Source organism: Variovorax sp. GW821-FHT09D07 (assembly GCF_059416345.1).
In genome coordinates this window covers 24,002-46,371 of record NZ_JBWKOY010000012.1, presented here as the reverse complement: position 1 = coordinate 46,371, position 22,370 = coordinate 24,002, and the positions used below count along the sequence as shown (strand labels likewise).

Annotated in this window: 21 protein-coding genes; 12 read left to right on the top strand and 9 right to left on the bottom strand. The window is 70.4% G+C overall.

The genetic code is table 11. From position 1 onward, the window contains the following. Positions 1-2 precede the first annotated feature (2 nt). Genes AC07OX_RS28810 through AC07OX_RS28800 form a run of 3 tightly spaced genes read left to right on the top strand, consistent with a single transcriptional unit; the run spans position 3 to position 2,691 of the window. The gene (locus tag AC07OX_RS28810) at positions 3-1,160 is read left to right on the top strand and encodes an acyl-CoA dehydrogenase family protein (RefSeq protein WP_307636079.1); all 1,158 of its coding nucleotides are present in this window, start codon (positions 3-5) and stop codon (positions 1,158-1,160) included. A gap of 59 nt (positions 1,161-1,219) precedes the next feature. Then, positions 1,220-2,476, top strand: a complete 1,257-nt coding sequence (locus tag AC07OX_RS28805; protein ID WP_495262710.1) for a 6-phosphofructokinase — start codon at positions 1,220-1,222, stop codon at positions 2,474-2,476. After that, positions 2,473-2,691 (top strand): cysteine-rich CWC family protein, encoded by a 219-nt coding sequence (locus AC07OX_RS28800; protein WP_495262709.1) that lies wholly within the window; start codon positions 2,473-2,475, stop codon positions 2,689-2,691. Before AC07OX_RS28805 ends, AC07OX_RS28800 begins: the two co-directional genes overlap by 4 nt. Here AC07OX_RS28800 and AC07OX_RS28795 read toward each other — a convergent pair. Further along, the gene (locus tag AC07OX_RS28795) at positions 2,682-4,001 is read right to left on the bottom strand and encodes a zinc-binding metallopeptidase family protein (protein ID WP_495262708.1); all 1,320 of its coding nucleotides are present in this window, start codon (positions 3,999-4,001) and stop codon (positions 2,682-2,684) included. The genes AC07OX_RS28800 and AC07OX_RS28795 overlap by 10 nt on opposite strands. A gap of 139 nt (positions 4,002-4,140) precedes the next feature. Between AC07OX_RS28795 and AC07OX_RS28790 the strand changes: the two genes are divergently transcribed. Both AC07OX_RS28790 and AC07OX_RS28785 read left to right on the top strand, forming a co-directional pair. Further along, positions 4,141-5,631, top strand: a complete 1,491-nt coding sequence (locus tag AC07OX_RS28790) for a DHA2 family efflux MFS transporter permease subunit (protein WP_495262707.1) — start codon at positions 4,141-4,143, stop codon at positions 5,629-5,631. A 137-nt stretch (positions 5,632-5,768) separates the two neighbouring features. Further along, a complete protein-coding gene (locus AC07OX_RS28785) occupies positions 5,769-6,854 on the top strand; it encodes an ABC transporter substrate-binding protein (RefSeq protein ID WP_495262706.1) in 1,086 nt (361 codons plus the stop codon). A 21-nt stretch (positions 6,855-6,875) separates the two neighbouring features. Here AC07OX_RS28785 and AC07OX_RS28780 read toward each other — a convergent pair whose 3' ends face one another. Genes AC07OX_RS28780 through AC07OX_RS28745 form a run of 8 tightly spaced genes read right to left on the bottom strand, consistent with a single transcriptional unit; the run spans position 6,876 to position 15,088 of the window. Next, positions 6,876-7,295 carry a hypothetical protein gene (locus tag AC07OX_RS28780; protein WP_062479768.1) on the bottom strand — a complete coding sequence of 140 codons (420 nt, stop codon included), beginning with the start codon at positions 7,293-7,295 and terminating at the stop codon, positions 6,876-6,878. Between the two features lie 54 nt (positions 7,296-7,349). Further along, positions 7,350-8,120 carry an SDR family NAD(P)-dependent oxidoreductase gene (locus AC07OX_RS28775; protein WP_495262705.1) on the bottom strand — a complete coding sequence of 257 codons (771 nt, stop codon included), beginning with the start codon at positions 8,118-8,120 and terminating at the stop codon, positions 7,350-7,352. After that, positions 8,117-8,914 carry an SDR family oxidoreductase gene (locus tag AC07OX_RS28770; protein WP_495262704.1) on the bottom strand — a complete coding sequence of 266 codons (798 nt, stop codon included), beginning with the start codon at positions 8,912-8,914 and terminating at the stop codon, positions 8,117-8,119. The genes AC07OX_RS28775 and AC07OX_RS28770 overlap by 4 nt, the downstream gene beginning before the upstream one ends. Beyond that, positions 8,911-10,302, bottom strand: coding sequence for a transaminase (locus tag AC07OX_RS28765; RefSeq protein ID WP_495262703.1), 1,392 nt, complete (start codon positions 10,300-10,302; stop codon positions 8,911-8,913). Before AC07OX_RS28765 ends, AC07OX_RS28770 begins: the two co-directional genes overlap by 4 nt. 11 nt (positions 10,303-10,313) lie before the next feature. Then, the gene (locus AC07OX_RS28760; RefSeq protein ID WP_495262702.1) at positions 10,314-10,985 is read right to left on the bottom strand and encodes an HAD-IA family hydrolase; all 672 of its coding nucleotides are present in this window, start codon (positions 10,983-10,985) and stop codon (positions 10,314-10,316) included. Further along, entirely contained in the window at positions 10,982-12,226 is a 1,245-nt protein-coding gene (locus AC07OX_RS28755; RefSeq protein WP_495262701.1) for a Tm-1-like ATP-binding domain-containing protein, read from the bottom strand. Before AC07OX_RS28755 ends, AC07OX_RS28760 begins: the two co-directional genes overlap by 4 nt. After that, complete coding sequence (locus AC07OX_RS28750; protein WP_495262700.1) at positions 12,223-13,614, bottom strand: aminotransferase class III-fold pyridoxal phosphate-dependent enzyme; 1,392 nt, start codon at positions 13,612-13,614, stop codon at positions 12,223-12,225. Before AC07OX_RS28750 ends, AC07OX_RS28755 begins: the two co-directional genes overlap by 4 nt. Positions 13,615-13,645: 31 nt before the next feature. Further along, positions 13,646-15,088 carry an NAD-dependent succinate-semialdehyde dehydrogenase gene (locus AC07OX_RS28745; RefSeq protein WP_495262699.1) on the bottom strand — a complete coding sequence of 481 codons (1,443 nt, stop codon included), beginning with the start codon at positions 15,086-15,088 and terminating at the stop codon, positions 13,646-13,648. A 143-nt stretch (positions 15,089-15,231) separates the two neighbouring features. Here AC07OX_RS28745 and AC07OX_RS28740 point away from each other — a divergent pair, with 143 nt between their 5' ends. The 7 genes from AC07OX_RS28740 (at position 15,232) to AC07OX_RS28710 (ending at position 22,369) form a co-directional block, all read left to right on the top strand. Continuing rightward, positions 15,232-15,762, top strand: a complete 531-nt coding sequence (locus tag AC07OX_RS28740) for a MarR family winged helix-turn-helix transcriptional regulator (protein ID WP_159278771.1) — start codon at positions 15,232-15,234, stop codon at positions 15,760-15,762. A gap of 125 nt (positions 15,763-15,887) precedes the next feature. Further along, positions 15,888-16,883, top strand: coding sequence for a helix-turn-helix domain-containing protein (locus AC07OX_RS28735; RefSeq protein WP_159273608.1), 996 nt, complete (start codon positions 15,888-15,890; stop codon positions 16,881-16,883). Between the two features lie 101 nt (positions 16,884-16,984). After that, positions 16,985-18,442, top strand: coding sequence for an amidase (locus AC07OX_RS28730; RefSeq protein WP_495262698.1), 1,458 nt, complete (start codon positions 16,985-16,987; stop codon positions 18,440-18,442). A 64-nt stretch (positions 18,443-18,506) separates the two neighbouring features. Continuing rightward, positions 18,507-19,490, top strand: a complete 984-nt coding sequence (locus AC07OX_RS28725; protein ID WP_307697063.1) for a Bug family tripartite tricarboxylate transporter substrate binding protein — start codon at positions 18,507-18,509, stop codon at positions 19,488-19,490. A gap of 107 nt (positions 19,491-19,597) precedes the next feature. After that, positions 19,598-20,932 (top strand): ABC transporter substrate-binding protein, encoded by a 1,335-nt coding sequence (locus AC07OX_RS28720; protein ID WP_495262697.1) that lies wholly within the window; start codon positions 19,598-19,600, stop codon positions 20,930-20,932. Further along, on the top strand, positions 20,929-21,684 hold the full coding sequence (locus AC07OX_RS28715) for an ABC transporter ATP-binding protein (RefSeq protein WP_062477694.1): 756 nt from the start codon (positions 20,929-20,931) through the stop codon (positions 21,682-21,684). Before AC07OX_RS28720 ends, AC07OX_RS28715 begins: the two co-directional genes overlap by 4 nt. Further along, positions 21,671-22,369: an ABC transporter ATP-binding protein gene (locus AC07OX_RS28710; protein WP_495262696.1), complete on the top strand. Its 699-nt coding sequence runs from the start codon at positions 21,671-21,673 to the stop codon at positions 22,367-22,369. Before AC07OX_RS28715 ends, AC07OX_RS28710 begins: the two co-directional genes overlap by 14 nt. The last annotated feature ends 1 nt before the right edge of the window (position 22,370 follow it).

The following is a 22,370-nucleotide window of genomic DNA, read 5'->3' as shown; positions in this document are numbered from 1 at the left end:
CCATGACCATCGAACGCACCCTCTTCACCGCCGACCACGAGGCCTTCCGCGACAGCTTCCGCCGCTTCATGGACAAGGAGATCGCGCCCTTCCACGACGACTGGGAAGAGCAGGGCTACGTCGACCGCGCCGTCTGGTCCAAGGCCGGCGAGAACGGCTTCCTGTGCATGGCGCTGCCCGACACCTACGGCGGTGCGGGCGCCGACCTGCTCTATTCGGTGATCCAGTTCGAGGAGCTGTGGGCGCGCGGCTTCACGGGCATCGGCTTCGGCCTGCACAACGAGATCGTGGCGCCGTACATCCTGCGCTACGGCACAGAGGCACAGAAGCAGCACTACCTGCCCAAGCTCGCCAGCGGCGAGATGGTCGGCGCCATCGCCATGAGCGAGCCCGGCGCGGGCAGCGACCTGCAGGCCGTGAAGACCAGCGCCATCCGCCAGGCCGACGGCAGCTACCTGCTCAACGGCAGCAAGACCTTCATCACCAACGGCTGGCACGCCGACCTGGTGATCGTGGTCGCCAAGACCGACCCGGCCGCGGGCGCGAAGGGCACGAGCCTGTTCCTCGTCGAGCGCGGCATGCCGGGCTTCGAGAAGGGCAAACGCCTGAAGAAGCTGGGCCTGAAGGCGCAGGACACGTCGGAGCTGTTCTTCAACGACGTGCGCCTGCCCGCCGAGGCGCTGCTGGGCGAGGTCAACCGCGGCTTCGTCTGCCTGATGGAGCAGCTGCCCTGGGAGCGGCTGCAGATCGCGATCAGCGCGGTGGCCGCGTCGCAGGCCGCCATCGACCACACCGTGGCCTACGTGAAGGAGCGCAAGGTGTTCGGCCAGCCCGTGGGCAACTACCAGAACACGCGCTACACGCTGGCCGAGCTGCAGACCGAGGTGCAGGTGGCGCAGGTGTTCGTCGACAAGTGCATCGAACTGCTCATGGCCGAGAAGCTCGACACCGCCACCGCGAGCATGGCCAAGTACTGGACCAGCGACCTGCAGTGCAAGGTGATGGACGAGTGCGTGCAGCTGCACGGCGGCTACGGCTTCATGTGGGAGTACCCGATCACCCGCGCGTACGCCGACGCGCGCGTGCAGCGCATCTACGGCGGCACCAACGAGATCATGAAAGAGGTGATCACGCGCGCGATGGGCCTCGGCGGGCGCTGACCCAGCGCCTCATTTGGCACCACTGGCGCCATGGAAAGGGCTGCGGGAGAATGCCGCGCATGCCCATCCTCAACGCCTTCTACGCCCAGTCGGGCGGCGTCACCTCGGTCATCAACGCCTCGGCCTGCGGCGTGATCGAGACGGCGCGCCAGCACCCGGACCGCATCGGCACACTCTATGCCGGACGCAACGGCATCCTCGGCGCGCTCACCGAGGACCTGATCGACACCAGCGCCGAGCCGGCCGAGGCGATCGCGGCGCTGCGCACCACGCCCTCGGGCGCCTTCGGCTCGTGCCGCTACAAGCTCAAGTCGCTCGAGAAGAACCGCCGCGAGTACGAGCGCCTGATCGAGGTGTTCAAGGCGCACGACATCGGCTACTTCTTCTACAACGGCGGCGGCGACTCGGCCGACACCTGCTTCAAGGTGAGCCAGCTGTCGCAGTCGATGGGCTACCCGCTGCAGGCCATCCACGTGCCCAAGACCATCGACAACGACCTGCCGCTGACCGACTGCTGCCCGGGCTTCGGCTCGGTGGCGAAGTACGTGGCGGTGTCCACGCTCGAGGCCTCGTTCGATGTGCGCTCGATGGCCGCCACCTCCACCAAGGTGTTCGTGCTCGAGGTGATGGGCCGCCACGCCGGCTGGATCGCCGCGGCCGGCGGGCTGGTGGCCGACCATGGCATTCCCGTAGTGGTGCTGTTCCCCGAGATCGAGTTCGACGCGGCCCGCTTCCTGGCGCGCGTCGATGCGCTGGTGCAGCAGCACGGCTACTGCTCGGTGGTGGTGTCCGAAGGCTGCCACCATCCCGACGGCACCTTCCTGGCCGAACAGGGCGCGCGCGATGCCTTCGGCCATGCGCAGCTGGGCGGCGCGGCGCCGGTGGTGGCGCAGATGGTGAAGGAGGCACTGGGCCACAAGTTCCACTGGGCAGTCGCCGACTACCTGCAGCGCGCGGCGCGCCACATCGCCTCGGCCACCGACGTGAAGCAGGCCTACGAACTGGGCCAGCGCGCGGTCGAGCTCGCGCTCGAAGGCCGCAACGCGGTGATGCCGACCATCGAACGCACGAGCGACGTGCCCTATGCGTACACGCTGGGTGCAGCGCCGCTCGAGGCGGTGGCCAATGTCGAGAAGCCGATGCCGCGCGATTTCATTTCGGACGACGGCTACGGCATCACCGAGAAGTGCCGCCGCTACCTGCTGCCGCTGATCGCGGGCGAGGACTACCCCGCCTACCGCGACGGCCTGCCGGTGTACGCGACGCTGCGCAACGTGGCGGTGTCGAAGAAGCTGCCGGCCTTCGCGCTCGCATGACGGTGGTCATCGACACCGCGCACTGTCCGCTGTGCGGCGAAGCGAACCGCTGCGCGATGGAGGTCGAGCGCGAGACCGGGCAGGCGCAGCCGCCCTGCTGGTGCATGGCCGCCGATTTTTCGCTGGCGCCGCTCGATACGCTGCCGCCCGCGCTGCGCGGCCAGGCCTGCATCTGCGCGCGCTGCGCCGCAGGAAAGCCGCCGCCTCAGGACTGAGCGACGTCGCCCTGCGACTGCGATTGGGTCTGCCCCTGTGCAGGCTCGGCAGCCTCCGTCGCGGCTTCCGCCACATCCCCCGCCGTCACCATCGTCGGCGCCGTGCCGCTGCGCTGCGCGGTGACCACGCCGTGGATGAACTGCAGCTTGCCCACCGCCGCGCGCGGCAGCACGAAGGGGTAGTAGTCGGGCTGACCCATGCTGCGCGACAGTTCGTTGAGCATGCTGGTCAGCAGCACCCAGCCGTTGATGAAGTCGAGGAATTTTGCGGCGTCGGGATGCTCGGGCTGCCACAGGTCGGCGGCGGTGAACAAATCGTTCTGCAGCTCCACGTTGCTCGCGTCGATGCCGAAGCTCATCGCCGTGTCGGCCGTGTCCGCCATGTGCAGGTAGTGGGCCCAGGTCTCGGCCCAGTCTTCCCACGGGTGCATGCTCGCGTAGCTGCTGACGAAGCGCTGCGCCCAGTCGGGCGGCGGGCCTTGTTCGTAGTGCTGCTGCAGCGCGGCGCCGTAGTCGGCGCGCTCGTCGCCGAAGAGCACGCGGAAGTCGTCGATCCAGCGCGTGGGCAGCACCAGCAGGTCCCAGTAGTAGTGGCCGATCTCGTGGCGGAAGTGCCCCAGCAGCGTGCGGTAGGGCTCGTGCATCTCGGCGCGGATGCGCTCGCGCACGGCGTCTTCGGCCTCCTCGGCGTTGAGCGTGATCAGGCCGTGCTCGTGGCCCGTCATCACGTGCGGGGCGCCCGGCATGTTGCTGAGGAAATCGAAGGCCAGCCCGTGCACCGGGTCGGCATGGCGGCTCACCACCGGCAGGCCGAGCGCGAGCAGCTGCGAGATCAGGCGGCGCTTGGGCATCTCGAGCTTGCGCCAGAGCTCGCCGTTGGCTTCCACCGACAGGTCGGGGATGGTGCGCGTGACGCTGCAGGCCAGGCAGTAGCCGGGCGCCAGGCCCTGCGTGTCGGCGGGAATCGTCTCGCCCTCGCGCGGCTGCGCCACCATCCAGTTGCAGGCGGCCGGCGTCATGAGGTTGGCGCAGCGGCGGTAGGTGGCGCCGTGCGGATCGCCGAAGACGGTGAAGGTGTCGGGCAGCGCGCCCTCGCCTTCGGCCGGCGCCAGCGGCACCACGCCGAGCCGGTCGATCACGTAGCCCAGCGGCGTGTGGCAGGCCAGGCACTCGCTGTTGCGCAGGAACACGGGGCGCCCGCACTGGCAGCGGTAGGCGCGGCTGACGGTGGGGGCGGCGAGTTCGGCCGCGAGCGTGGGAGCGGCGGGGTCGGCCGGTTCATTGACGGGTTCTTGGATCGACGGGTTCATGGCTTGTTTGTTCTTTTGATGACGACTTGACGCACAGGGGACAGCCGCCGCATTGTGCGACCGGCCCGCGCGCGGTCGACGCCGCAAACACCGATATGCTTGTAGGACGACGGACCCGCGACCGTCCCTGCGCCGCCCCATGACCTCCCCCCCAACACCCGACACGCCGCCCTCCATGGGCGCCCTGCGCGCCCGCTACGGCGAGCGCTACCGCTGGTACCTGCTGCTGTCGGTCATGGTGGGGACGATGGCGTCCATCATGTCCTCGACCATCGTCAACGTGGCGATCCCCGACATGAGCCACCACTTCGCGCTGGGCCAGGAGCGCGCGCAGTGGGTCAGCTCGGGCTTCATGGTGGCCATGACGGTGTCGATGCTCACCACGCCCTGGCTGCTGTCGCGCTACGGCTACCGCCGCACCTACGTGGGCACCATGCTCCTGCTGCTGGCCGGCGGCATCGTCGGCGGGCTGGCCAACCACTACCCGCTGGTGCTGCTGGCGCGCGTGGCCGAGGGGCTGGCAGCGGGCGTGGTGCAGCCCATTCCGGCCATCATCATCCTGCGCGCCTTCGAGCCGCACGAGCAGGGCCGCGCCAGCGGCATCTTCGGCATGGGCGTGGTGCTGGCGCCGGCCATCGGGCCGAGCATCGGCGGCGTGCTGGTCGACCTGTTCGGCTGGCGCTCGATCTTCTTCATGGTGGTGCCCTTCTGCCTGGCCTCGATCTGGCTGGCCTACAAGTTCGTGCCCAAGACCGCGCCCGGCGGCGTGGCCGCGACGCGCGGCAGCGGGCTCGATGCGCGCGGGCTGGCGCTGGGCACCGTGGGCACGCTGTGCCTGCTGAACGGGCTGGTCGAGCTGCGCGGCGATTCGCCGCTGCAGGCCGCGCTGCTGCTGGCCGGCGCGCTCGTGGCCTTCGCCGCCTTCGTCTGGTGGCAGCGCCGGCTCATGGCCTCGGGCGGCGCGCCGCTCATGAACCTCGCGCTCTTTCGCTACCGCCAGTTCGCCATGGGCAGCCTGGTCGCCTTCATCTACGGCACCGCGCTGTTCGGCTCGACCTACCTGCTGCCCGTGTACATGCAGGTGGGGCTGCACCTGTCGGCCTCGCACGTGGGCACCACCCTGCTGCCGGCCGGCATCGTGCTGGCCTTCACCATCGCGGGCGTAGGCCGGCTGGCCGACAAGCAGCCGACCTGGCTCCTGGTGAGCATCGGCCTGGCGCTGCTGGCGGTGTCGTTCGCGCTCATGGCCGTGCTGCGGCTGGACAGCCCGCTGTGGCTGCTGGTGGTGTTCGCGATCGTCGGGCGCATCGGGCTGGGCTTCATCCTGCCCTCGCTCAACCTCGGGTCGATGCGCCCGCTGGCCAAGCCGCTCATCCCGCAGGGCGCGAGCGCGATCAGCTTCGTGCGCATGCTCGGCGGCGCCGTGGGCGTGAGCCTGTGCGCCATCATTCTCGAATGGCGCCTGGCGGCGCACGGCGACTCGCTCGCCAACCCGGTGAGCACGCCGGCGCGGCTGGCCGCCTTCGACGAGGTGTTCCTGATGCTGGCCGGCCTGTGCGCGCTGGCCGTCTGCGCGGCCTGGCAGTTGCGCGAGCCACCCGGCGAGGACACGGCGCAACACAGGGGGTAAACCCCGGCGGCGCGGGGACTCGCTTTCGCTTTCAATTGTTATTAGTTGTATCTAAAAGCGGAATCGGTTCCATGCATCGCAGACGTTTTCTCGCCGCCTCGGCCGCGGCGACGGCCGGACTCGGCCCCCTCCTTTCCTTGCCTTCCACCGCCCTGGCCGCCGAGAACGGCGTCAGCGACGGCGAGATCGTCCTGGGCCACACCGGCATCCTGAGCGGGCCGCTGGGCGTGCCGATCAAGGTCGTGATGGCCGGCGCCGGGCTGGCCTTCGACGCGGTCAATGCGCAGGGCGGGCTCGCGGGCCGCAAGCTCAAGCTGGTCTCGCTCGACGACGAGCTCAAGCCCGAGAAGGCCGTCGCCAACTACGAGAAGCTGCTCGCCGAACACCGCGCCTTCGCCTTCTTCGGCTGCGTGGGCTCGGGCACCACGGCCGCCGCGGCCAAGGTGCTGGGGCAGAGCGGCGCGCCGATGGTGGGCGGTTATGCGGTGTCGGACTCGGCGCGCGAGAAGGTCGCGGGCGCAGGCTACTTCGTGCGCGCCACCTTCGCGCGCGAGGCGCAGGCGCTGGTGCAGCACCTGAGCACCATCGGCGTCTCGCGCATCGCCGTGGCTTACCTGGACAACCCCGGCGGCGCCGAAGTGGCGCGGCTGGTCGAGTCGGCGCTCGACACGCTCAAGCTCAAACCCGTGGCGGCGGTGCCCGTCAAAGGCGACGGCACGACCAACGAGGCCGCGGGCAAGGCGCTGGCCGACAGCCAGGCGCAGGCCGTGCTCATGTACCTGGGCGGCGGCATCGGCGGCGAGGTCATGAAGAGCGCCTGGACCGCGGGCGGTCGCCAGATGTTCTACGGCATGTCGATCGTGCCGGGCGACGTCACGGCCAAGCTCGTCGGCGACAAGACCAGCGGCCTGGCCATCTCGCAGATCGTGCCCTACCCCTGGAGCGAGGTCGACGCCACCGCGCGCGAGTTCCGTCAGCTGGCCGAGCGCGCCAAGGTCGACATCGGCTACCTCAGCTACGAGGGCTATGTGAACGCGCTCGTGATGATCGAGGCCCTGCGCCGCACCGGCCGCGACCTCACGCGCGCGAAGCTGCACGCCACGCTGAAGGCGATGAAGCTGCGCATCGGCAACATGGAGATCGACTTCACCGGTGCGAGCAACACGGGCTCGCGCTTCATCGAGATGGTGCGGGTGACGAAGGAAGGGCGGTTCCTGCGCTAGAGACAGAGAGGCCGGTGTCGCTCACAACCCCAGCTGCGTGAGCGCCCAGGCCACCGTGCCCAGTTGCATCACGTTGAGCACCATGCCCGCGATGTGGAGCTTGCGGAACTGCACGATCGACGTGTCCGTGGCCGGGATCGTGTGGCGCAGCAGGTCCATGCGCGGAATGATGAGCCAGCGGCGCAACGCGAAGGCCAAGCCGGCGATGAAGGCCATGCCGACCGCGAAGAAGGGCTTGCCGCACCACGCATAGCTGAGCGCCGCCGCGCTCGCAGTGAGCACCACGGCCACGTAATAGACGTTGAACAGGCCACGGATGAAGCGCGAATCCAGCGGCGTGTCGTGCGAGAGCACGAGCAAGGGCAGCGAGCCCATCATGAAGAACCCCATCCAGACCAGCAGGATGACGGTCGCCATGAGCGCAACGACGATGGGAAGCATCTTTGAAAACCCTCCGCGGCGCGCAAGCATACGCCCGGGCGGGCGACGCGTCTCCTACACCGCGCGTGCGGCCGCAGGCACCCGCGCCCCGCCATCGGCCACCAGCGCCGCGCCGGTCACGAACGAGGCCTCGTCGCTCGCGAGGAAGAGGCAGACGGCGGCCATTTCCTCGGGCGTCGCCATGCGGCCCAGCGCGATGCGCGCCACCGTCTGCGCGCGCGCGGCGTCTTCGTCGATGCCGCGTTCGGCGGCCAGGTCGCGCATCTCCTGGCGGCTCATCGGCGTGTCGACCCAGCCGGGGCACAGCGCGTTCACGCGCACGCCCTTCGGGCCGTAGGCCTGCGCGGCCGAGCGCGTGAGCGCGACCACGCCGGCCTTGCTGGACGCATAGCTGGCCATGCCGGCGCCGGCGTTGAAGGCAGCGACCGAGGCGATGTTGACGATGGCGCCGCCGCCCTGCGCCACCATGCCGGGCAGCACGGCGCGCTGGCAGCGCATGGTGCCGCCGAGGTTGACCTCGTGCAGCCGCTGCCAGTCGCCGTCGTCGATGTCGGCCGCGTCGTCGTTGCGGACGATGCCGGCGCAGTTCACCAGCACGTCGATGCGCCCGAACGCGGCCTGCACCGCGGCGACGGTGGCGCGCACGGCCGCGTCGTCGGTCACGTCGCAATCGAAGGCCGGGCCCTCGCCCACCGGCCGCGGACGCGGCCAGCCGGCCACCGCGACGCGCGCGCCCTCGGCCGCGAAGCGTGCGGCCACGGCGGCGCCGATGCCGGTCGCAGCGCCGATCACGAGGCAGGCCTTGCCGTGCAGGCGCGCGGTCATTCCGATGCCTCCGCGAAGAACGGACTCTCGGGCAAGGTCGAGCCGCCATCGACCACGATCGTCTGCCCCGTGATGTAGCGCGCCGCCGGGCTCGCCAGGAAGCGCATCGCGTAGGCGATGTCTTCGGGCCGGCCCAGTTCGCCGGCCGGGATGTGGCGCGCGATGCGCGCGGCCTTCGCCGGGTCGGACAGCAGCGAGCCGCCCTGCTTGGCGATGTAGCCCGGCTCCACGCCGTTCACGGTGATGCCCTCGCGCGCGTACTCCAGCGCCGCGGTGCGGATGAAGCCGTTCACGCCGGCCTTGCTGGCCGCGTAGTGCGCGCTGCCCGGCATGGCCACGCGCGGCCCGGTCACCGACGAGGTGACGAGCAGCCGCCCGCCGCCGCGCGCACGCAGGTGCGGCACAGCGGCCTGCGTGAACCAGAAGCAGGCCTTGAGGTTGACGGCCAGCGTGTGCTCGAGCTGCTCGTCGGTCATCGCGTCGATGGCGGCCCACGGGTTCACGGCCGCGTTGTGGACCACGATGTCGAGGGCGCCGAACACGCGCACCGCCTCGGCCACCGCACGCTCGGCTTCGTCGCGCCGGCCGATGTCGCAGGCCATCGCCTGCGCCGCGAAGCCGCGCGCACGCAGCTCGGCCGCCACGGCCTCGCCCGCACTGCCGGTGCGGTTCGCGATGAGCACCGAGGCCCCGGCGTCGGCAAACACCTGCGCGATGGCCGCGCCGATGCCGCGCCCGCCGCCGGTCACCAGCGCCACCTTGCCCTGCAGGCCGAAGAGATCGGGCGTGCTCATCCCTTGCACTCCCGCACGAACTCGGCGAAGGCCGCGTTGTGCTCTTCCACCTCGCGCTCGGTGGTGCCGGGGCAGCACAGCATCATGTTGTGGAAAGGCGTGATGAGCACGCCGCGGTTCATCATGTACAGGTGCAGCAGCGCCTCGAGCTCGCCGTCGCGCGTGCGGCGCACATCGCTCGCGTTGCGCGGCGCGTCGGCGCAAAAGAGCGTCTCCACGCGCGCGCCGACCTGCGTCGCGTGCCACGGCAATCCCGCCGCGGCGATGCTGGCGTTGACGCCTTCGGCCAGGCGCTGCGCCAGCACCAGCATGCGATCGAAGGCCTCGGGCGTGAGCACCTGCGAGAGCACCGCGCGCATCACGGCCACGGTGAGCGCGTTGCCCGCCAGCGTGCCGCCGAAGCCGGCGTGCGCCGACTGGCGCTTGGTCGGATGCAGTTTGGGCAGCACCTGCCAGACGCGCTCGGCGGTCTCGGCGCTCAGCCCGAAGGCGGCGGCGGGAATGCCGCCGGCAATCGCTTTGCCGATCACGAACATGTCGGGGTCGAGCCCGTGCTGGCGCGTGTAGCCGCCGGGGCCACTCGAGATGGTGTGCGTCTCGTCGATGACCAGCAGCGTGCCGGTCTCGCGCGTGAGGCGGCGCAGCGCGTCGTGAAAGCCGGGCGCGGGCGCGATCATTCCGTAGTTGGTCATGGCCGGCTCGGCCAGCACGCAGGCCACGTCGCCGGCGCGCAGCGCGCGCTCCAGCGCGGGCACGTCGTTGAACTCGACCACGGCCGAGAGCTGGTCGTGCGGAAAGCCGTTGGGGTGGATGTCGTTGCGCATCGCGACGGCGCCGTCGCGCAGCTCCACATGCGCCTCTTCCACCGAGCCGTGGTAGCAGCCCGAGAACACCAGCACGCGCGGGCGGCCCGTGACCATGCGCGCCAGGCGGATGCAGGCGCGGTTGGCGTCCGAGGCCGAGGTCGTGAGGTTCCAGTACGGCAGGCCGAAGCGGCGCGACAGCTCTTCGCCGACCCAGGCCGCATCGTCGGTGGGCAGCATCAGCGAGCTGCCCACGCGCGCCTGCCGCGTCAGCGCCTCGACCACCGCCGGGTGGCCGTGGCCGCACATGCCGCCGGTGTCGCCCAGGCAGAAGTCGGCGTAGCCGTTGCCGTCCACGTCGACAAAGCGCGCGCCGTAGGGCAGCTGCGCGTCCTGCACGTACAGCGGCCAGCCGCCGATCCAGCGGCGCATCCAGTGCGAGGGCGCGCCATAGAGCCAGGCCTGCTGGCCCTGCGCAAAGCGTTCGCCGCTGCGCGCGTGGGTGCGCGCGTAGCGCGCCTGTTCGGCCTGCATCAGGGCCTGCACGCGCTCGCGCGGCACGGTGGGTTCGAAGGTCGGGGTCATCGGGAATTCAGTCAAAGAAAAGAAGAAGCAGAAACGCCCAGCATCGAGAGCGCCTGCGCATAGCTCGCGCCTGGGTGCATCACGTCGAAGTGCACGGTGCGCAGGCCCACGCGTTGCGCGCCGGCGATGTTGCGCAGCTGGTCGTCGACGAACACGCAGGCGTCGGCGGGCAGGCCGAGCTGGTCCAGGCACTGCTGGTAGGCGCGCGCATCGGGCTTGAGGATGCCGGTGTGCGTGGCATCGACCACCACGTCGAAGGCGCTCATGAAAGGCAGGCGCTGGCGAAAGCCCGCGCCGTAGAACAGGTCGAGCTCGTTCGACAAAATCGCGAGCCGGCAGCCGGCACGCCGCGCCGCCTCGATGGCCGCGAGGGCCTCGGGGCGGATCGCGGCCTCGGGGTCGGCGCCACGCGCGCGCTGCACGAAGGTCTCCATGCGGTCCCAGCGTTCGCCGACCAGCGCGCCCACTTCGCGGGTGCGCGCCATCCAGTAGTCGCGCTCCGAGAGCTTGTCGGCCTGCATGTCGCGCCACAGCGGATCGCTCGCGAGGTCGAAGGGACCGCGCCAGGTGAGCGTGCCGCGCGGCAGCGACAGCGCCTCTTCGGTGAGGGCGTGGGTCTCGAAGAGCGTGCGGCTGATGACGCCGCCGAAGTCGAGCACGAGGGCTTGCGCGGCGGGGCTCATGCGCGGCTCCCTGCGGGCACGGTGCCGTCGGCCACCCAGGCGTCGAACACGCGCAGTGCGGCGTCGCAGAAGGCGTTGTCGTTGATGTGTGCGTCGAGCTCGACGAGCCGCGCCGGGTCGACGCTGCCGCGCAGTGCCTCGGTGAAGGCCGCGAGGCCTTCGGGGTCGTGCAGCGGCTCGCCGGGCCGGTCCCAGCCTTCGATGCCTTGCAGCGGCATCAGCAGGCAGGTGGCGCCCTCGGCGCGCGCGAGGCGGCGTGCGATCTCGGCGGCCACGCCACGGCGGAACGCGGGCGCGCTGAGCGCCGAGGCCAACAGCCGGTTGTGGATGTGCGTGGGCCGCCCTTCCAGGCCTTCGGGCGTGGCCTGCCAGGCCGGATAGTCGAGCATGTCGATGGCGCCGGGCGCGACGATCTGCGGCGTGCCCGCGCGGCCGGCGCCGAGCAGGCGATCAGGCCCGGCCGTCACGCACGAGCCGCCGAGCTGGTTGGCCAGCTCCTGCAGGCTGAAGTCCATCACCGCGCAGAAGCGGCCTTCGGCGGCCAGCGCCTCGAAGGCACGACCGCCCATGCCGGTGGTGTGGAACACGGCGACCTCGTAGCCGCGCGCCTCGAGCGCGGGCTTGAGCGTCTTCATGTACGTGAGCGCGCTGGAGCCCAGCGAGGTCATGCCCACCAGCGGCTTCTCGAAGGCCGGCACGCAGGCCTGGCGGCAGGCGCCGAGCACCGCGCCCGCGGCCTGGCTCAGGGCCGAGCGGCACAGGCTGTTGAGGCCGTAGAGCCCGCCGGCCCACAGCACCATGATGAGGTCGGGCGGAATGCGCTCGGGCGGCAGCAGGTGCGAGTAGGCGATGGTCGACACCAGCACCTTCGGCACGCCCAGCGGCAGCGCCTGCGCCACGTCGAGCGCGAGGTCGGTGCCCATGGTGCCGCCCAGCGCGAGCAGGCCGTCGATGCGGCCCTCGGCCTGCCAGCGCGCGGCGAGCTTCGCGGCGCCGCGTGCCATCAATGTCATGGCGCTGTTCTCGTCGCCGCTTTGCGCCACCTCGGCGACGGTCTTGCCGGCAGCGGCGGCCACCTCGGTGTTGGGAATGTCCGGCGTGAAGGGCGCGCCGTCGAGCACGCCCACGTCCATCACGACGACGCGGCCGCCGCCGGCCTCGATGCACTCGCGCATGAACAGCAGCTCGGCGCTCTTGGTGTCGGCGGTGCCGATCAGCAGGATCGTGGGCGATGCACTCACAGCGTCGCTTCCACGTCGGCCTGTACGTCGGAAAATGCGCCTTCGAGCGCATCGACCATGAAGTCCACCTCCTCGCGCGTGATGACCAGCGGCGGCGAGAGGATGAGGTTCGGCCCCGAGATGCGCACCATCAGCCCGCGCTGGTAGGCCGCCTGCGCCACCTTCGCGGCGATCGGGTTGCCGCGCGGCAGCGTGGTGCGCGTGGTCTTGTCGGCCACCATCTCGATGCCCAACATGAGGCCCATGCCGCGCACGTCGCCGACGAAGCTGAACTTGTCGACGAAGGGCCGCACGCGCGCCTGGAAATGCGCGCCCACGCGCGCTGCGTTGCCGGGCACATCGAGCGCCTCGATCTGGTCCAGCGTGGCGAGTGCGGCGGCTGCGGCCACCGGGTGCGCGCTGTAGGTGTAGCCGTGGCCCACCGCGGCCTGGCCCGTGAGGTCGTTGAGGAAGACCTCGGCCACCTTGTTGCCGATGGCGGTGGCGCCCAGCGGCACGTAGCCCGACGAGATGCCCTTGGCCAGGCACCACAGGTCGGCCTTCACGTTCCACAGCCGCGTGCCGAACATGGCGCCGCCGCGACCGAAGCCGGTGACGACCTCGTCGGCGATGAGCAGCACGCCGTACTTGTCGCAGATCTCGCGCACGCGCGGCCAGTAGTTGGGCGGCGGCACGATCACGCCGCCAGCGCCCTGGATCGGCTCGGCGATGAAGGCGGCCACGGTGTCGGGGCCCTGGAACTGGATCTCGCGCTCCAGCTGCGTGGCGCAGATCTCGCCGAGCTCTTCCGGGTCCTGCGTGTAGGGGTTGCGGTACAGCCACGGCGTGTCGACGTGAAAGCACCCGGGCAGCAGCGGCTCGTAGGCACGGCGGAAGTTCAGGTTGCCGTTCACGCTCATGCCGCCGAAGTGCACGCCGTGGTAGCCCTGGCGCAGCGCGATGAACTTGAAACGGTCGGCCTGGCCCTTGAGCTTCCAGTACTGGCGCGCAAGCTTGAGCGCGCCCTCGACCGCGTCGGAGCCGCCGTTGCTGAAGAACACGGCGGCCACGCCGTCGGGTTCCATGGTCTTGACCAGGCGCGCCGACAGCTCGATGGCGCGCGGGTGCGTGGTGCCGCGGAACACGTTGTAGAAGGGCAGCTCGTCCAGCTGCGCGACGATGGCGTCGCGCACGGGCTTGTTGCTGTGGCCCAGGTTCGCGGCCCACAGGCCGCCGACGCCGTCGAGCATCTTGTGGCCGTCCACGTCCCAGATCCAGCAGCCCTGGCCGCGCGCAATGATGTCGGGCTTCGTCTTGAGCATGGCCTGCGGATGCGCCATGGGGTGCCACAGGTACTGGGCGTTGTCTTGCTTGAGCGCCGCCACGGCGGCGGCTTCTTTCGTTGTCATGCAGGTCTCCGGAAGTGTTCGATGCGCGTGCTCAGGACGGCACGCCGACGGTGAGGGTCTTGACCTCGGTGTAGTGCAGCAGGCCTTCGGCGCCCATCTCCTGGCCGATGCCGCTTTCCTTCCAGCCGCCGAAGGGCATCTCGGGCTGCGAGACGCCGAAGTGGTTGATGCCGACCATGCCGGCCTCGAGCGCGTCGCCCAGGCGGTGCGCGGTGTGCAGGTCGCGCGTGAAGGCGTAGGCGCCCAGGCCGTAGGGCAAGGCGTTGGCCTGCGCGATGGCTTCGTCGAGCGTGTCGTACGGCTGCAGCACGGCGATGGGGCCGAAGGGCTCCTGGCGCATCACGCGGCTGTCGGCGGGTGCGTTGGCGATCACGGTCGGCTCGAAGAAGAAGCCGGGGCGCTGCACGCGGTGGCCGCCGCACAGCAGCTGCGCGCCGCGTTCCACGGCGTCGTCGACGAAGCGCTGCATGTCCTCGATGCGGCGCGCGTGTGCGAGCGGGCCCATCTGCGTGGCGGGGTCGGTGCCCTCGCCCAGGCGCAGCGCGCGCGCGGCCTGCACGAAGGCCTCGCTCCATTCGCCGAAGCGTGCGCGCGGCACATAGAAGCGGATCGGCGACGCGCACACCTGGCCCGCGTTGCGGAACTTGGCGGCCAGCGACTGCTTGAGCGCGAACGGAAAGTCGGCGTCGTCGCAGACGATCACCGGTGCGTGGCCGCCGAGTTCGCCGGTGAAGCGCTTCACATGCCGCGCCGCCTGCTCGCCCAGCAGCTTGCCCACGGCCACCGAGCCGGTGAACGACACCTTGGCGATCGCCGGATGGTCGATGAGGAAGGACGACACCTCGGCCGGGTCGCCGCACACCATGTTCAGTGCGTCGGGCGGCACGCCCGCGTCGAGAAAGGCGCGCACCAGCAGCATGCAGGTGCCCGGCGTTTCTTCCGCCGGCTTGATGACCACGCTGCAGCCCGCAGCCAGTGCGCTCGCGAGCTTGCGCGCGGGCAGGTTGGCCGGGAAGTTCCACGGCGTGAAGGCCGCCACCGGCCCCACGGGCTGGCGCATCACCGACTGCGAGAGGATGCCCTCGACGCGCGGCGGCACGAGGCGCCCGTACAGGCGCTTGGCCTCCTCGGCCTGGAAGTCGATGATGTCCGCCGACAGCGTGACCTCGCGCAGCGACTCGGTCAGCGGCTTGCCTTGCTCAAGCGTGAGCACGTGCGCAATCGTCTTGGCCTGTTCGCGGAGGGTCTGCGCGGCGGTGCGCAGGATGTTGCAGCGTTCGAGCGCGCTCTTGCCGCGCCACTGCACGAAGCCGCGACGCGCGGACGCGGCTGCTTCGGCGAGTTCGTCGCGGCCGGCCAGCGGCAGCTGCGCGATGGTGGCTTCGGTGGCGGGATTGACGACCGCGCGGCGGCCGCCGGCGGTCTGCGTGCGCCATTGGCCGGCGATGTGCAGTGCGAGTTCAGGGTAGTCCATGCCCTGCACGATAGGGAGCGAGCCCCTTGCCGCGTTATCGAAAACTGGCAAACCTCGCGCGGCCTCGTGCGTCGCGTGCAAAGGCCTTCCTATACTGTCCGCGCCGATCTTCTTTCACGACGCCTCCACGCCACGACCTCACCGTGCCCCGTTCACGCACCCCTTCCCGGCCCAGCGCCAAGCCCCTGCCCAAGGCACGCAGCAATGCCGCGAGCGCCCCGGCCTTCGACCTCGAGACCTTCCTGCCCTTCCAGCTCTCGGTGGTCGCCAACCGCGTGAGCCAGACGGTGGGCCAGTCGATCGCCAGCCGCTTCTCGCTGCAGATTCCGGAGTGGCGCATCGTCGTGGTGCTGGGCAAGTACGGTGCGCTGTCGGCGCTCGAAATCGCACAGAAGACGAGCATGGACAAGGCCCGCGTGAGCCGTGCGCAGCACCGGCTGGTGGACCTGGGCCTGGCCAACATGCACCCCTCGGCCGACGACCGCCGCAAGGTCATCGTGTCGCTCGAGGAAGAAGGCCTGGCGCTGTACCGCGACATGGTGCCGCTGGCGCACGACACGGCGCAGCGCCTGTTCTCACAGCTCACGGCGGACGAGCGCCAGGTGCTGCAGACCATCGTGCAGAAGCTGTTCGACAGCACCACCGGCTTCGAGCCCAGCGGCGAGCTCGAATAGGCCACGATCGGGTGGCTTAGGGGTTTGCCCTGTCACTTTAAGATCGTTGTCAACGAAACAATCTGGTCTGGAGATTGCTTCCGGCACGGGTCTTCGCACCCCTGCCACCGCTTCGCCGGACCGCCATGACCAGCCAGACCGCCTCCGTTCTTCCTGCCCCCGCCCCCACCGTCGCGACGCGCTGGACCCTGTCCACGCACGACATCGACGCCTACGCCAGCGGCCAGAACGGCTGGCACCTGGCGTGCGACATGCTCTCGGGCGGCAGCTTCGCCGGCTTTCTCGACCACGTGCAACTGCCCGGCCTGCGGCTGGTGCGCGAGACCACCAACCGCGCGCTGCGCCAGCACGGCGAGATGAACCCCGACTGCTGCGGCTTCGCCCTCACCTGCCGCCAGGACGGCGAGGCGCGCTTCTCGGGCCAGCGGCTGGACACCGAATCGGTGATGGTCGGGCGCTGCGACGAGCTCGACCTGTGCAGTCCGCCGGGCTTCGAGCTGACGGGCATCGTGGTCGACAACGCGCTGCTGCAGTCGCTCACCGAACGCCTGAACGACCGCGCGCCGCCGGCCTGGCTCGAACGGCGCGTGGTGCTGCACTTCGACGACCCCACCATGCAGTCGCTGCGCGGCACCTTGCGCGGCGCCTTCAGCGCGCTCGACGCCATGCCCGGCCTGCTCGACGACCCCGTCGCCACGGTGCAGCTGCGCGACGACGTGCTGCTGGCCTGGCTCAACGCGCTGCCCGAAGACGTCGACCTGCGCGAGCTGCGCTCCACCGAGGCGCACCGCCGCGTGGTGCGCCGCGCCTGCGAGCTGATGATGTCGCGGCCCGACGAGCCGCTGTCGATGCTGCAGGTGTGCAGCCGCATCGGCGCGAGCCAGCGCAAGCTGAACTACTGCTTCCAGGAAACGCTGGGCCTGAGCCCCGCGCGCTACCTGCGGGCGCTGCGCCTGAACGGCGTGCGCCGCGCACTGAAGCGGCCCGAGTCGCGTTCGGTGCAGGACATCGCGGCGCACTGGGGCTTCTGGCACCTGAGCCAGTTCGCGACGGACTACCGGCGCCAGTTCGGCGAACTGCCCTCGCAGACGCTGCGCGGCGCGGCGCTCACGAGGCACTGATCCGGTGCACGGGCCGAGGGGAATCCCTCGGTTTTCGGGGCGCCAGTTTTGCCGTTTTTTGATACCTGCTTGCGGAGGCGGTCGCTATCGTTGACCGCCATATGTCCGCCACGCTGCCAACTCTGCCGAGTGCCCGTTCGCTCGCCGCCGCCCTGCAACGCCGCGAGCTCTCGTGCCGCGACCTGATGCAGACCTGCCTCGCGCGCATCGAGCGCTTCAACCCGCAGGTCAACGCGCTGGTGTCGCTGCAAGCGCCCGAGGAGATGCTGCGCCAGGCCGATGCCTGCGATGCACAGCGCGCGCGCGGCGACGCGGTGGGCCGGCTGCACGGTTTCCCGATGGCGCCGAAGGATTTCGTCGCCACCGCCGGCCTGCCGACCACCATGGGCAGCCCGGTGTTCGCGAAGCAGGTCACGCCGCACGACGCGATCATGGTCGAGCGGCTGCGCCGCGCCGGTGCTCTGTTCGTGGGGCGCAGCAACACGCCCGAATTCGGCCTGGGCTCGCACACCTACAACACGGTGTTCGGCACCACGCGCAACGCATGGAACCTCGACCATGCAGCCGGTGGCAGCAGCGGCGGCGCGGCGGTGGCGCTCGCGCTGCACATGCTGCCGGTGGCCGACGGCAGCGACATGATGGGTTCGCTGCGCAACCCTGCGGCCTGGAACCATGTGTACGGCCTGCGCCCGTCGCTGGGCCGCGTGCCCACCGGGCCGGGGCCGGAGCTGTTCTTCCAGCAACTGGGCTGCGAAGGACCGATGGGCCGCACGCCCGAGGACGTGGCCTGGCTGCTGTCGGTGCAGGCGGGCTACGACGCGCGCTCGCCACTGAGCCTGGCCGGTGACGGCGAGGCCTTCGCGCAGCCGCTCGATGCGGAACTGCGCGGTCAGCGCATCGCGTGGCTCGGCGACCTCGGCGGCCACCTGCCGATGGACCCGGGCGTGATGGCGCTGTGCGAATCGGCGCTGCGGCATTTCGACACGCTGGGCTGCAGCGTCACGCCTGCCGTGCCCGCCTTCGATTTCAACGCCCTGTGGACCGCCTGGCTGCGCCTGCGCGGCTTCATCGTGGCCGGCGCGCTGCGCGGGCTGCATGCCGATCCGGCCACGCGCGCGCAGCTCAAGCCCGAGGCCTGCTGGGAGATCGAGCAGGGCGAGCGCCTGAGCGCTGCCGCGCTGCACGAGGCGGCCGTCACGCGCACGCAGTGGCATGCCGCACTGCGGCAGCTCTTCGAACGCTTCGACTTCCTGGTGCTGCCGGCCGCGCAGGTGTTCCCGCTGCCGGTCGACACGCACTGGCCGCGCGAAGTCGGTGGCCGCGCCATGGACACCTACCACCGCTGGATGGAAGTGACCATCGGCCCCTCGCTCGCCGGCCTGCCCGCGATGGCGATCCCGGCCGGCTTCTCGCAGGCCGAAGGCACGCGCGGCCTGCCGATGGGCCTGCAGCTCATCGGCCGCCCCGGCGCCGACCTCGACGTGCTGCGCATGGCGCACGGCTGGCACCAGGCCGTGCCCTTCGCGAACGTGCAGTCGCCGCTGCTGCTGCAGCCGTAGCAGCAACAAGCCCCCCCTATTTCCCGTACTCCGACACATCTCACACAACCCGAGGAGAGAACCCATGCGCAGACGTTCGCTGATTGCTGCCGGCCTGGCCGCCGGCCTGTCCCCCATCGCCCTGCCCGCTCTGGCCCAGGGCCTGGGCGGCAAAACCCTGAATCTGATCGTGCCCTACCCCGCGGGCGGCGGCTCCGACATCAACGCGCGCCTGGCCGCGCCCGAGCTGTCGCGACTGCTGGGCCAGCCGGCCATCGTCGACAACGTGCCCGGCGCCAGCGGCTCGCTCGGCGTGATGAAGGCGGCGAATGCACCGGCCGACGGCTCGGCGCTGCTCGTGGGTTCGCCGATGGAGCTGATGCTCACGCCGCTCACGCTCAGCAGCGCGCGCTACAAGGCCGAAGACTTCCGCCCCATCGGCGTGATGGCCGTCACCTCGATGGTGCTGCTGGCGCGCAAGGACCTGGGCGTGGGCAGCGTCGACGAACTCATCGCGCTCTTGCGCCGCCCCGACACCAAGGAGCTGAGCTACGGCAGCATCGGCCCCGGGTCGCTGTACCACCTGCTGGGCGAGCGCTTCATGCAGCAGACGGGCACCAAGATGCTGCACGTGCCCTACAAGGGCTTCGCGCCGCTGGTGAACGACCTGCTGGGCGGGCAGATCGACCTGGTGTTCGCGCCGCTGGCCGGCAACGTGCCCGACCTGCTGGACGCCGGCAAGGTCAAGGCGCTGGGCATCGCGGCCTCGGCGCCGCACGAGCGCTTCACGGCCATTCCGCTGATCCGCAACAGCAAGGGCCTGGACGACTTCGTCTACAGCCTGTGGGCGGGCATCCAGGTGTCGCACCGCGTGCCCGAGGAGGCGCAGCAGCGGCTGCACACGGCCTTCAACCAGATGATGCTCAAGCCCGAGCTGCGCCGCGCGCTGGAACTCGGCGGCAGCAAGGTGGCGCCCGAACAGACACTGGCCGAGCTGCGCCGCGGCTACCAGGCCGACATGGAGCGCTACCGCGCCATCGCCAAGTCGGTGAACCTGCGGCCCGAATGACATCCGCGGGCACCGGCCCGCGTTTTGCCAGTTTTCGATAACGCCGCGGCGGCGCGCAGAGAGAGGATGCGGACCTGTCCATCCTTCATCCGCCAAGGAGAACCTCCATGTCCGCCGACACGCCCGCCGCCATCTCCTCCGACCTTTTCCGTGCAGCCTCCGGCGCCCTCACACGCCGCCAACTCGTCATCGGCGGCGGCGCGGCCGCGCTGGCCGGCGTGCCTGCGCTGGCGCATGCGCAATCGAAGACCATCAAGATCGGCTACCTCACCACGCTGTCGGGCGTTCGCGCCAACTTCGGCGAAGCCGACCCGTGGAGCCTGGAGCGCGTGCGCGCCACGCTGAAGGACGGCCTGACCATCGGCGGCACGACCTACAAGGTGGAGATCGTGGTGCGCGACACGCAGTCCGACGCCAACCGCGGCGCCACCATGTCCAGCGAACTGCTGCTGCGCGAGAAGGTCGACCTGCTGCTGGTGCAGGACAGCGACGCCGCACTGGCCGCCGGCCAGCTGTGCGACGTCAACGGCGTGTCGATGGTGTCGACCATGGGCCCGTGGCAGGCCATCACCTTCGGGCGCGGCTCCACGCCGCAAAAAGGTTTTCCGTTCTCGTTCCATTTCTTCTGGGGCGCCGACGACGTGCTGAAGAACTTCTTCGGCATGTGGGAGCCGCTGAAGGTGGAGCGCACGCTGGGCACGCTGTACATCGACAACGGCCCGGGCCACGCCTTCGCCGATCCGGTCACGGGCATCCCGGGCGGCGCGAAGCAGCGCGGCTACAAGGAGACCAACGGCGGCTTCTTCAAGATCGCGACCGACGACTTCAGCAACCAGGTGTCGAGCTTCAAGGCGGCGCGCGCGAACATCGTCTCGGGCTTTGCCTATGCCAACCACTTCGCCACCTTCTGGAAGCAGGCGCAGCAGGCGGGCTACCGGCCCGAGGTGGTGACGATGGCCGCGTCGTTCCTGTTCCCGAGCGCGGTGGAGTCGCTGGGCGCGGCGGGCAACGGCATGTCGACCGAGGTCTGGTGGACGCCCAACTTCCCGTTCAAGTCGTCGCTGACGGGCCAGAGCGCCAAGGCGCTGGCGGCCGACTGGGAGGCCACCACGGGCAAGCAATGGACGCAGCCCATCGGCTACGGCCATGCGCTGTTCGAGGTCGGCATTGCCGCGCTGAAGAACGCCACCAACCCGAAGGACAAGAAGGCCGTGCGCGACGCGCTGGCCAACCTGCAGCTCGATTCGGTGGTGGGGCGCATCGACTTCAAGGGCAGCCCGATCAAGAGCGTGGCCGTCACGCCGATGGTGGCGGGCCAGTGGCGCAAGACCAAGGCGGGCAGCAAGTTCCCGTACGAGCTGGTCATCACGCACAACAGCACGGCCAAGCAGATTCCGGTGGAAGACGAGCTCAAGCTGCTGTCGCAGCTCAAGGCTGCATGAGCGATTGCCTCGTCATCGACGGCCTGTGCAAGCGCTACGGCGAGATCGTCGTGGCCGACCAGGTGGCGCTCTCGCTCGCGCGCGGCGAGTGCCTGGGCGTGGTCGGGCCGAACGGCGCGGGCAAGAGCTCGCTGTTCAACCTGATCACCGGCGTGGCCGTGCCCGACGCCGGCAGCATCCGCCTCGAAGGCCGCGAGCTGGTCGGGCTGCGCGCCGATGCGCGGGCGCGGCTGGGCGTGGCGCGCGCCTTCCAGATCCCGCAGCCCTTCGCGCACCTGAGCGCCTACGAGAACGCACTGGCCGCCGCCACCTTCGCCGCGCGGCTGCCGCGCGCGCAGGCCGCGCGCCAGGCCTGGGCCGTGCTGGAACGCACCGGGCTGGCCGACCGCGCCGACGTGCCGGCCGGCCGCCTGCCGCTGCTGGACCGCAAGCGCCTGGAGCTGGCCAAGGGCCTGGCGGCGCGGCCGCACCTGCTGCTGCTCGACGAGATCGCCGGCGGCCTCACCGAGGCCGAGGTGCAGGTGCTGGTGGCGCTGGTGCTCGAGCTGAAGCAGGACGTGGCGATGATCTGGATCGAGCACATCGCGCAGGCGCTGATGGCCGTGGCCGACCGCATCATGGTGCTGAACTTCGGCCGCAAGCTGCTGGAAGACACACCCGCCGCCGCCATGGCCAGCCGCGAGGTGCGCGAGGTCTACATGGGCGTGGGCGACGAAGACACCTTGCAGGAGAGCACCCATGCCGCTGCTTGAAGTGCGCGAGCTGTGCAGCCACTACGGCGACCTGCAGGCGCTGTTCGACCTCTCGCTCGACGTGGCGGAGGGCGAAGCCACCGCGCTCATCGGCGCCAACGGTGCGGGCAAGTCGACGCTGATCCGCGCCATTGCCGGGCTGGGCTCGCGCAGCCGCGGCGCCATCCGCTTCGACGGCCAGGCCATCGAGGCCGAGCCGGCCGAGCGCATCGCGCGCCGCGGCATCGCGCTGGTGCCCGAGGGGCGGATGCTGTTCCCCTCGCTCACCGTCGAAGAAAACCTGCGCATGGGCGCGCTGTGCGGCCGCACGGGCCACTGGACGCTGCCCACCGTATATGCGCTGTTCCCCATCCTGCAGGAGTTCCGCCACCGGCCGGCCACGCAGCTGTCGGGCGGGCAGCAGCAGATGGTGAGCATCGGCCGCGCGCTCATGGCCAACCCGCGCCTGATGCTGTGCGACGAAATCTCGCTGGGCCTGGCGCCCGTGGTCATCGAGCAGATCTACCGCGCCTTCGGCGACATCCGCGCGCAGGGCACGGCGCTCTTGGTGGTGGAGCAGGATGTGACGCGCGCCTGCCGCATCGCGCAGCGCGTGTACTGCCTGCTCAAGGGCCGCGTCACGCTGGCCGGCCGCGCCACGGACTTCAGCGCCGCGCAGATCGCCAACGCCTACTTCGGACACTGAA

What these genes read in the sequence shown, in the direction of transcription:
- AC07OX_RS28810 (WP_307636079.1), top strand. Translation starts at nt 3, where the DNA reads ATGACCATCGAACGCACCCTCTTCACCGCCGACCACGAGGCCTTCCGC.
- AC07OX_RS28805 (WP_495262710.1), top strand. Translation starts at nt 1,220, where the DNA reads ATGCCCATCCTCAACGCCTTCTACGCCCAGTCGGGCGGCGTCACCTCG.
- AC07OX_RS28800 (WP_495262709.1), top strand. Translation starts at nt 2,473, where the DNA reads ATGACGGTGGTCATCGACACCGCGCACTGTCCGCTGTGCGGCGAAGCG.
- AC07OX_RS28795 (WP_495262708.1), bottom strand. Translation starts at nt 4,001, where the DNA reads ATGAACCCGTCGATCCAAGAACCCGTCAATGAACCGGCCGACCCCGCC.
- AC07OX_RS28790 (WP_495262707.1), top strand. Translation starts at nt 4,141, where the DNA reads ATGACCTCCCCCCCAACACCCGACACGCCGCCCTCCATGGGCGCCCTG.
- AC07OX_RS28780 (WP_062479768.1), bottom strand. Translation starts at nt 7,295, where the DNA reads ATGCTTCCCATCGTCGTTGCGCTCATGGCGACCGTCATCCTGCTGGTC.
- AC07OX_RS28775 (WP_495262705.1), bottom strand. Translation starts at nt 8,120, where the DNA reads ATGACCGCGCGCCTGCACGGCAAGGCCTGCCTCGTGATCGGCGCTGCG.
- AC07OX_RS28770 (WP_495262704.1), bottom strand. Translation starts at nt 8,914, where the DNA reads ATGAGCACGCCCGATCTCTTCGGCCTGCAGGGCAAGGTGGCGCTGGTG.
- AC07OX_RS28765 (WP_495262703.1), bottom strand. Translation starts at nt 10,302, where the DNA reads ATGACCCCGACCTTCGAACCCACCGTGCCGCGCGAGCGCGTGCAGGCC.
- AC07OX_RS28760 (WP_495262702.1), bottom strand. Translation starts at nt 10,985, where the DNA reads ATGAGCCCCGCCGCGCAAGCCCTCGTGCTCGACTTCGGCGGCGTCATC.
- AC07OX_RS28750 (WP_495262700.1), bottom strand. Translation starts at nt 13,614, where the DNA reads ATGACAACGAAAGAAGCCGCCGCCGTGGCGGCGCTCAAGCAAGACAAC.
- AC07OX_RS28745 (WP_495262699.1), bottom strand. Translation starts at nt 15,088, where the DNA reads ATGGACTACCCTGAACTCGCACTGCACATCGCCGGCCAATGGCGCACG.
- AC07OX_RS28735 (WP_159273608.1), top strand. Translation starts at nt 15,888, where the DNA reads ATGACCAGCCAGACCGCCTCCGTTCTTCCTGCCCCCGCCCCCACCGTC.
- AC07OX_RS28730 (WP_495262698.1), top strand. Translation starts at nt 16,985, where the DNA reads ATGTCCGCCACGCTGCCAACTCTGCCGAGTGCCCGTTCGCTCGCCGCC.
- AC07OX_RS28725 (WP_307697063.1), top strand. Translation starts at nt 18,507, where the DNA reads ATGCGCAGACGTTCGCTGATTGCTGCCGGCCTGGCCGCCGGCCTGTCC.
- AC07OX_RS28720 (WP_495262697.1), top strand. Translation starts at nt 19,598, where the DNA reads ATGTCCGCCGACACGCCCGCCGCCATCTCCTCCGACCTTTTCCGTGCA.
- AC07OX_RS28715 (WP_062477694.1), top strand. Translation starts at nt 20,929, where the DNA reads ATGAGCGATTGCCTCGTCATCGACGGCCTGTGCAAGCGCTACGGCGAG.
- AC07OX_RS28710 (WP_495262696.1), top strand. Translation starts at nt 21,671, where the DNA reads ATGCCGCTGCTTGAAGTGCGCGAGCTGTGCAGCCACTACGGCGACCTG.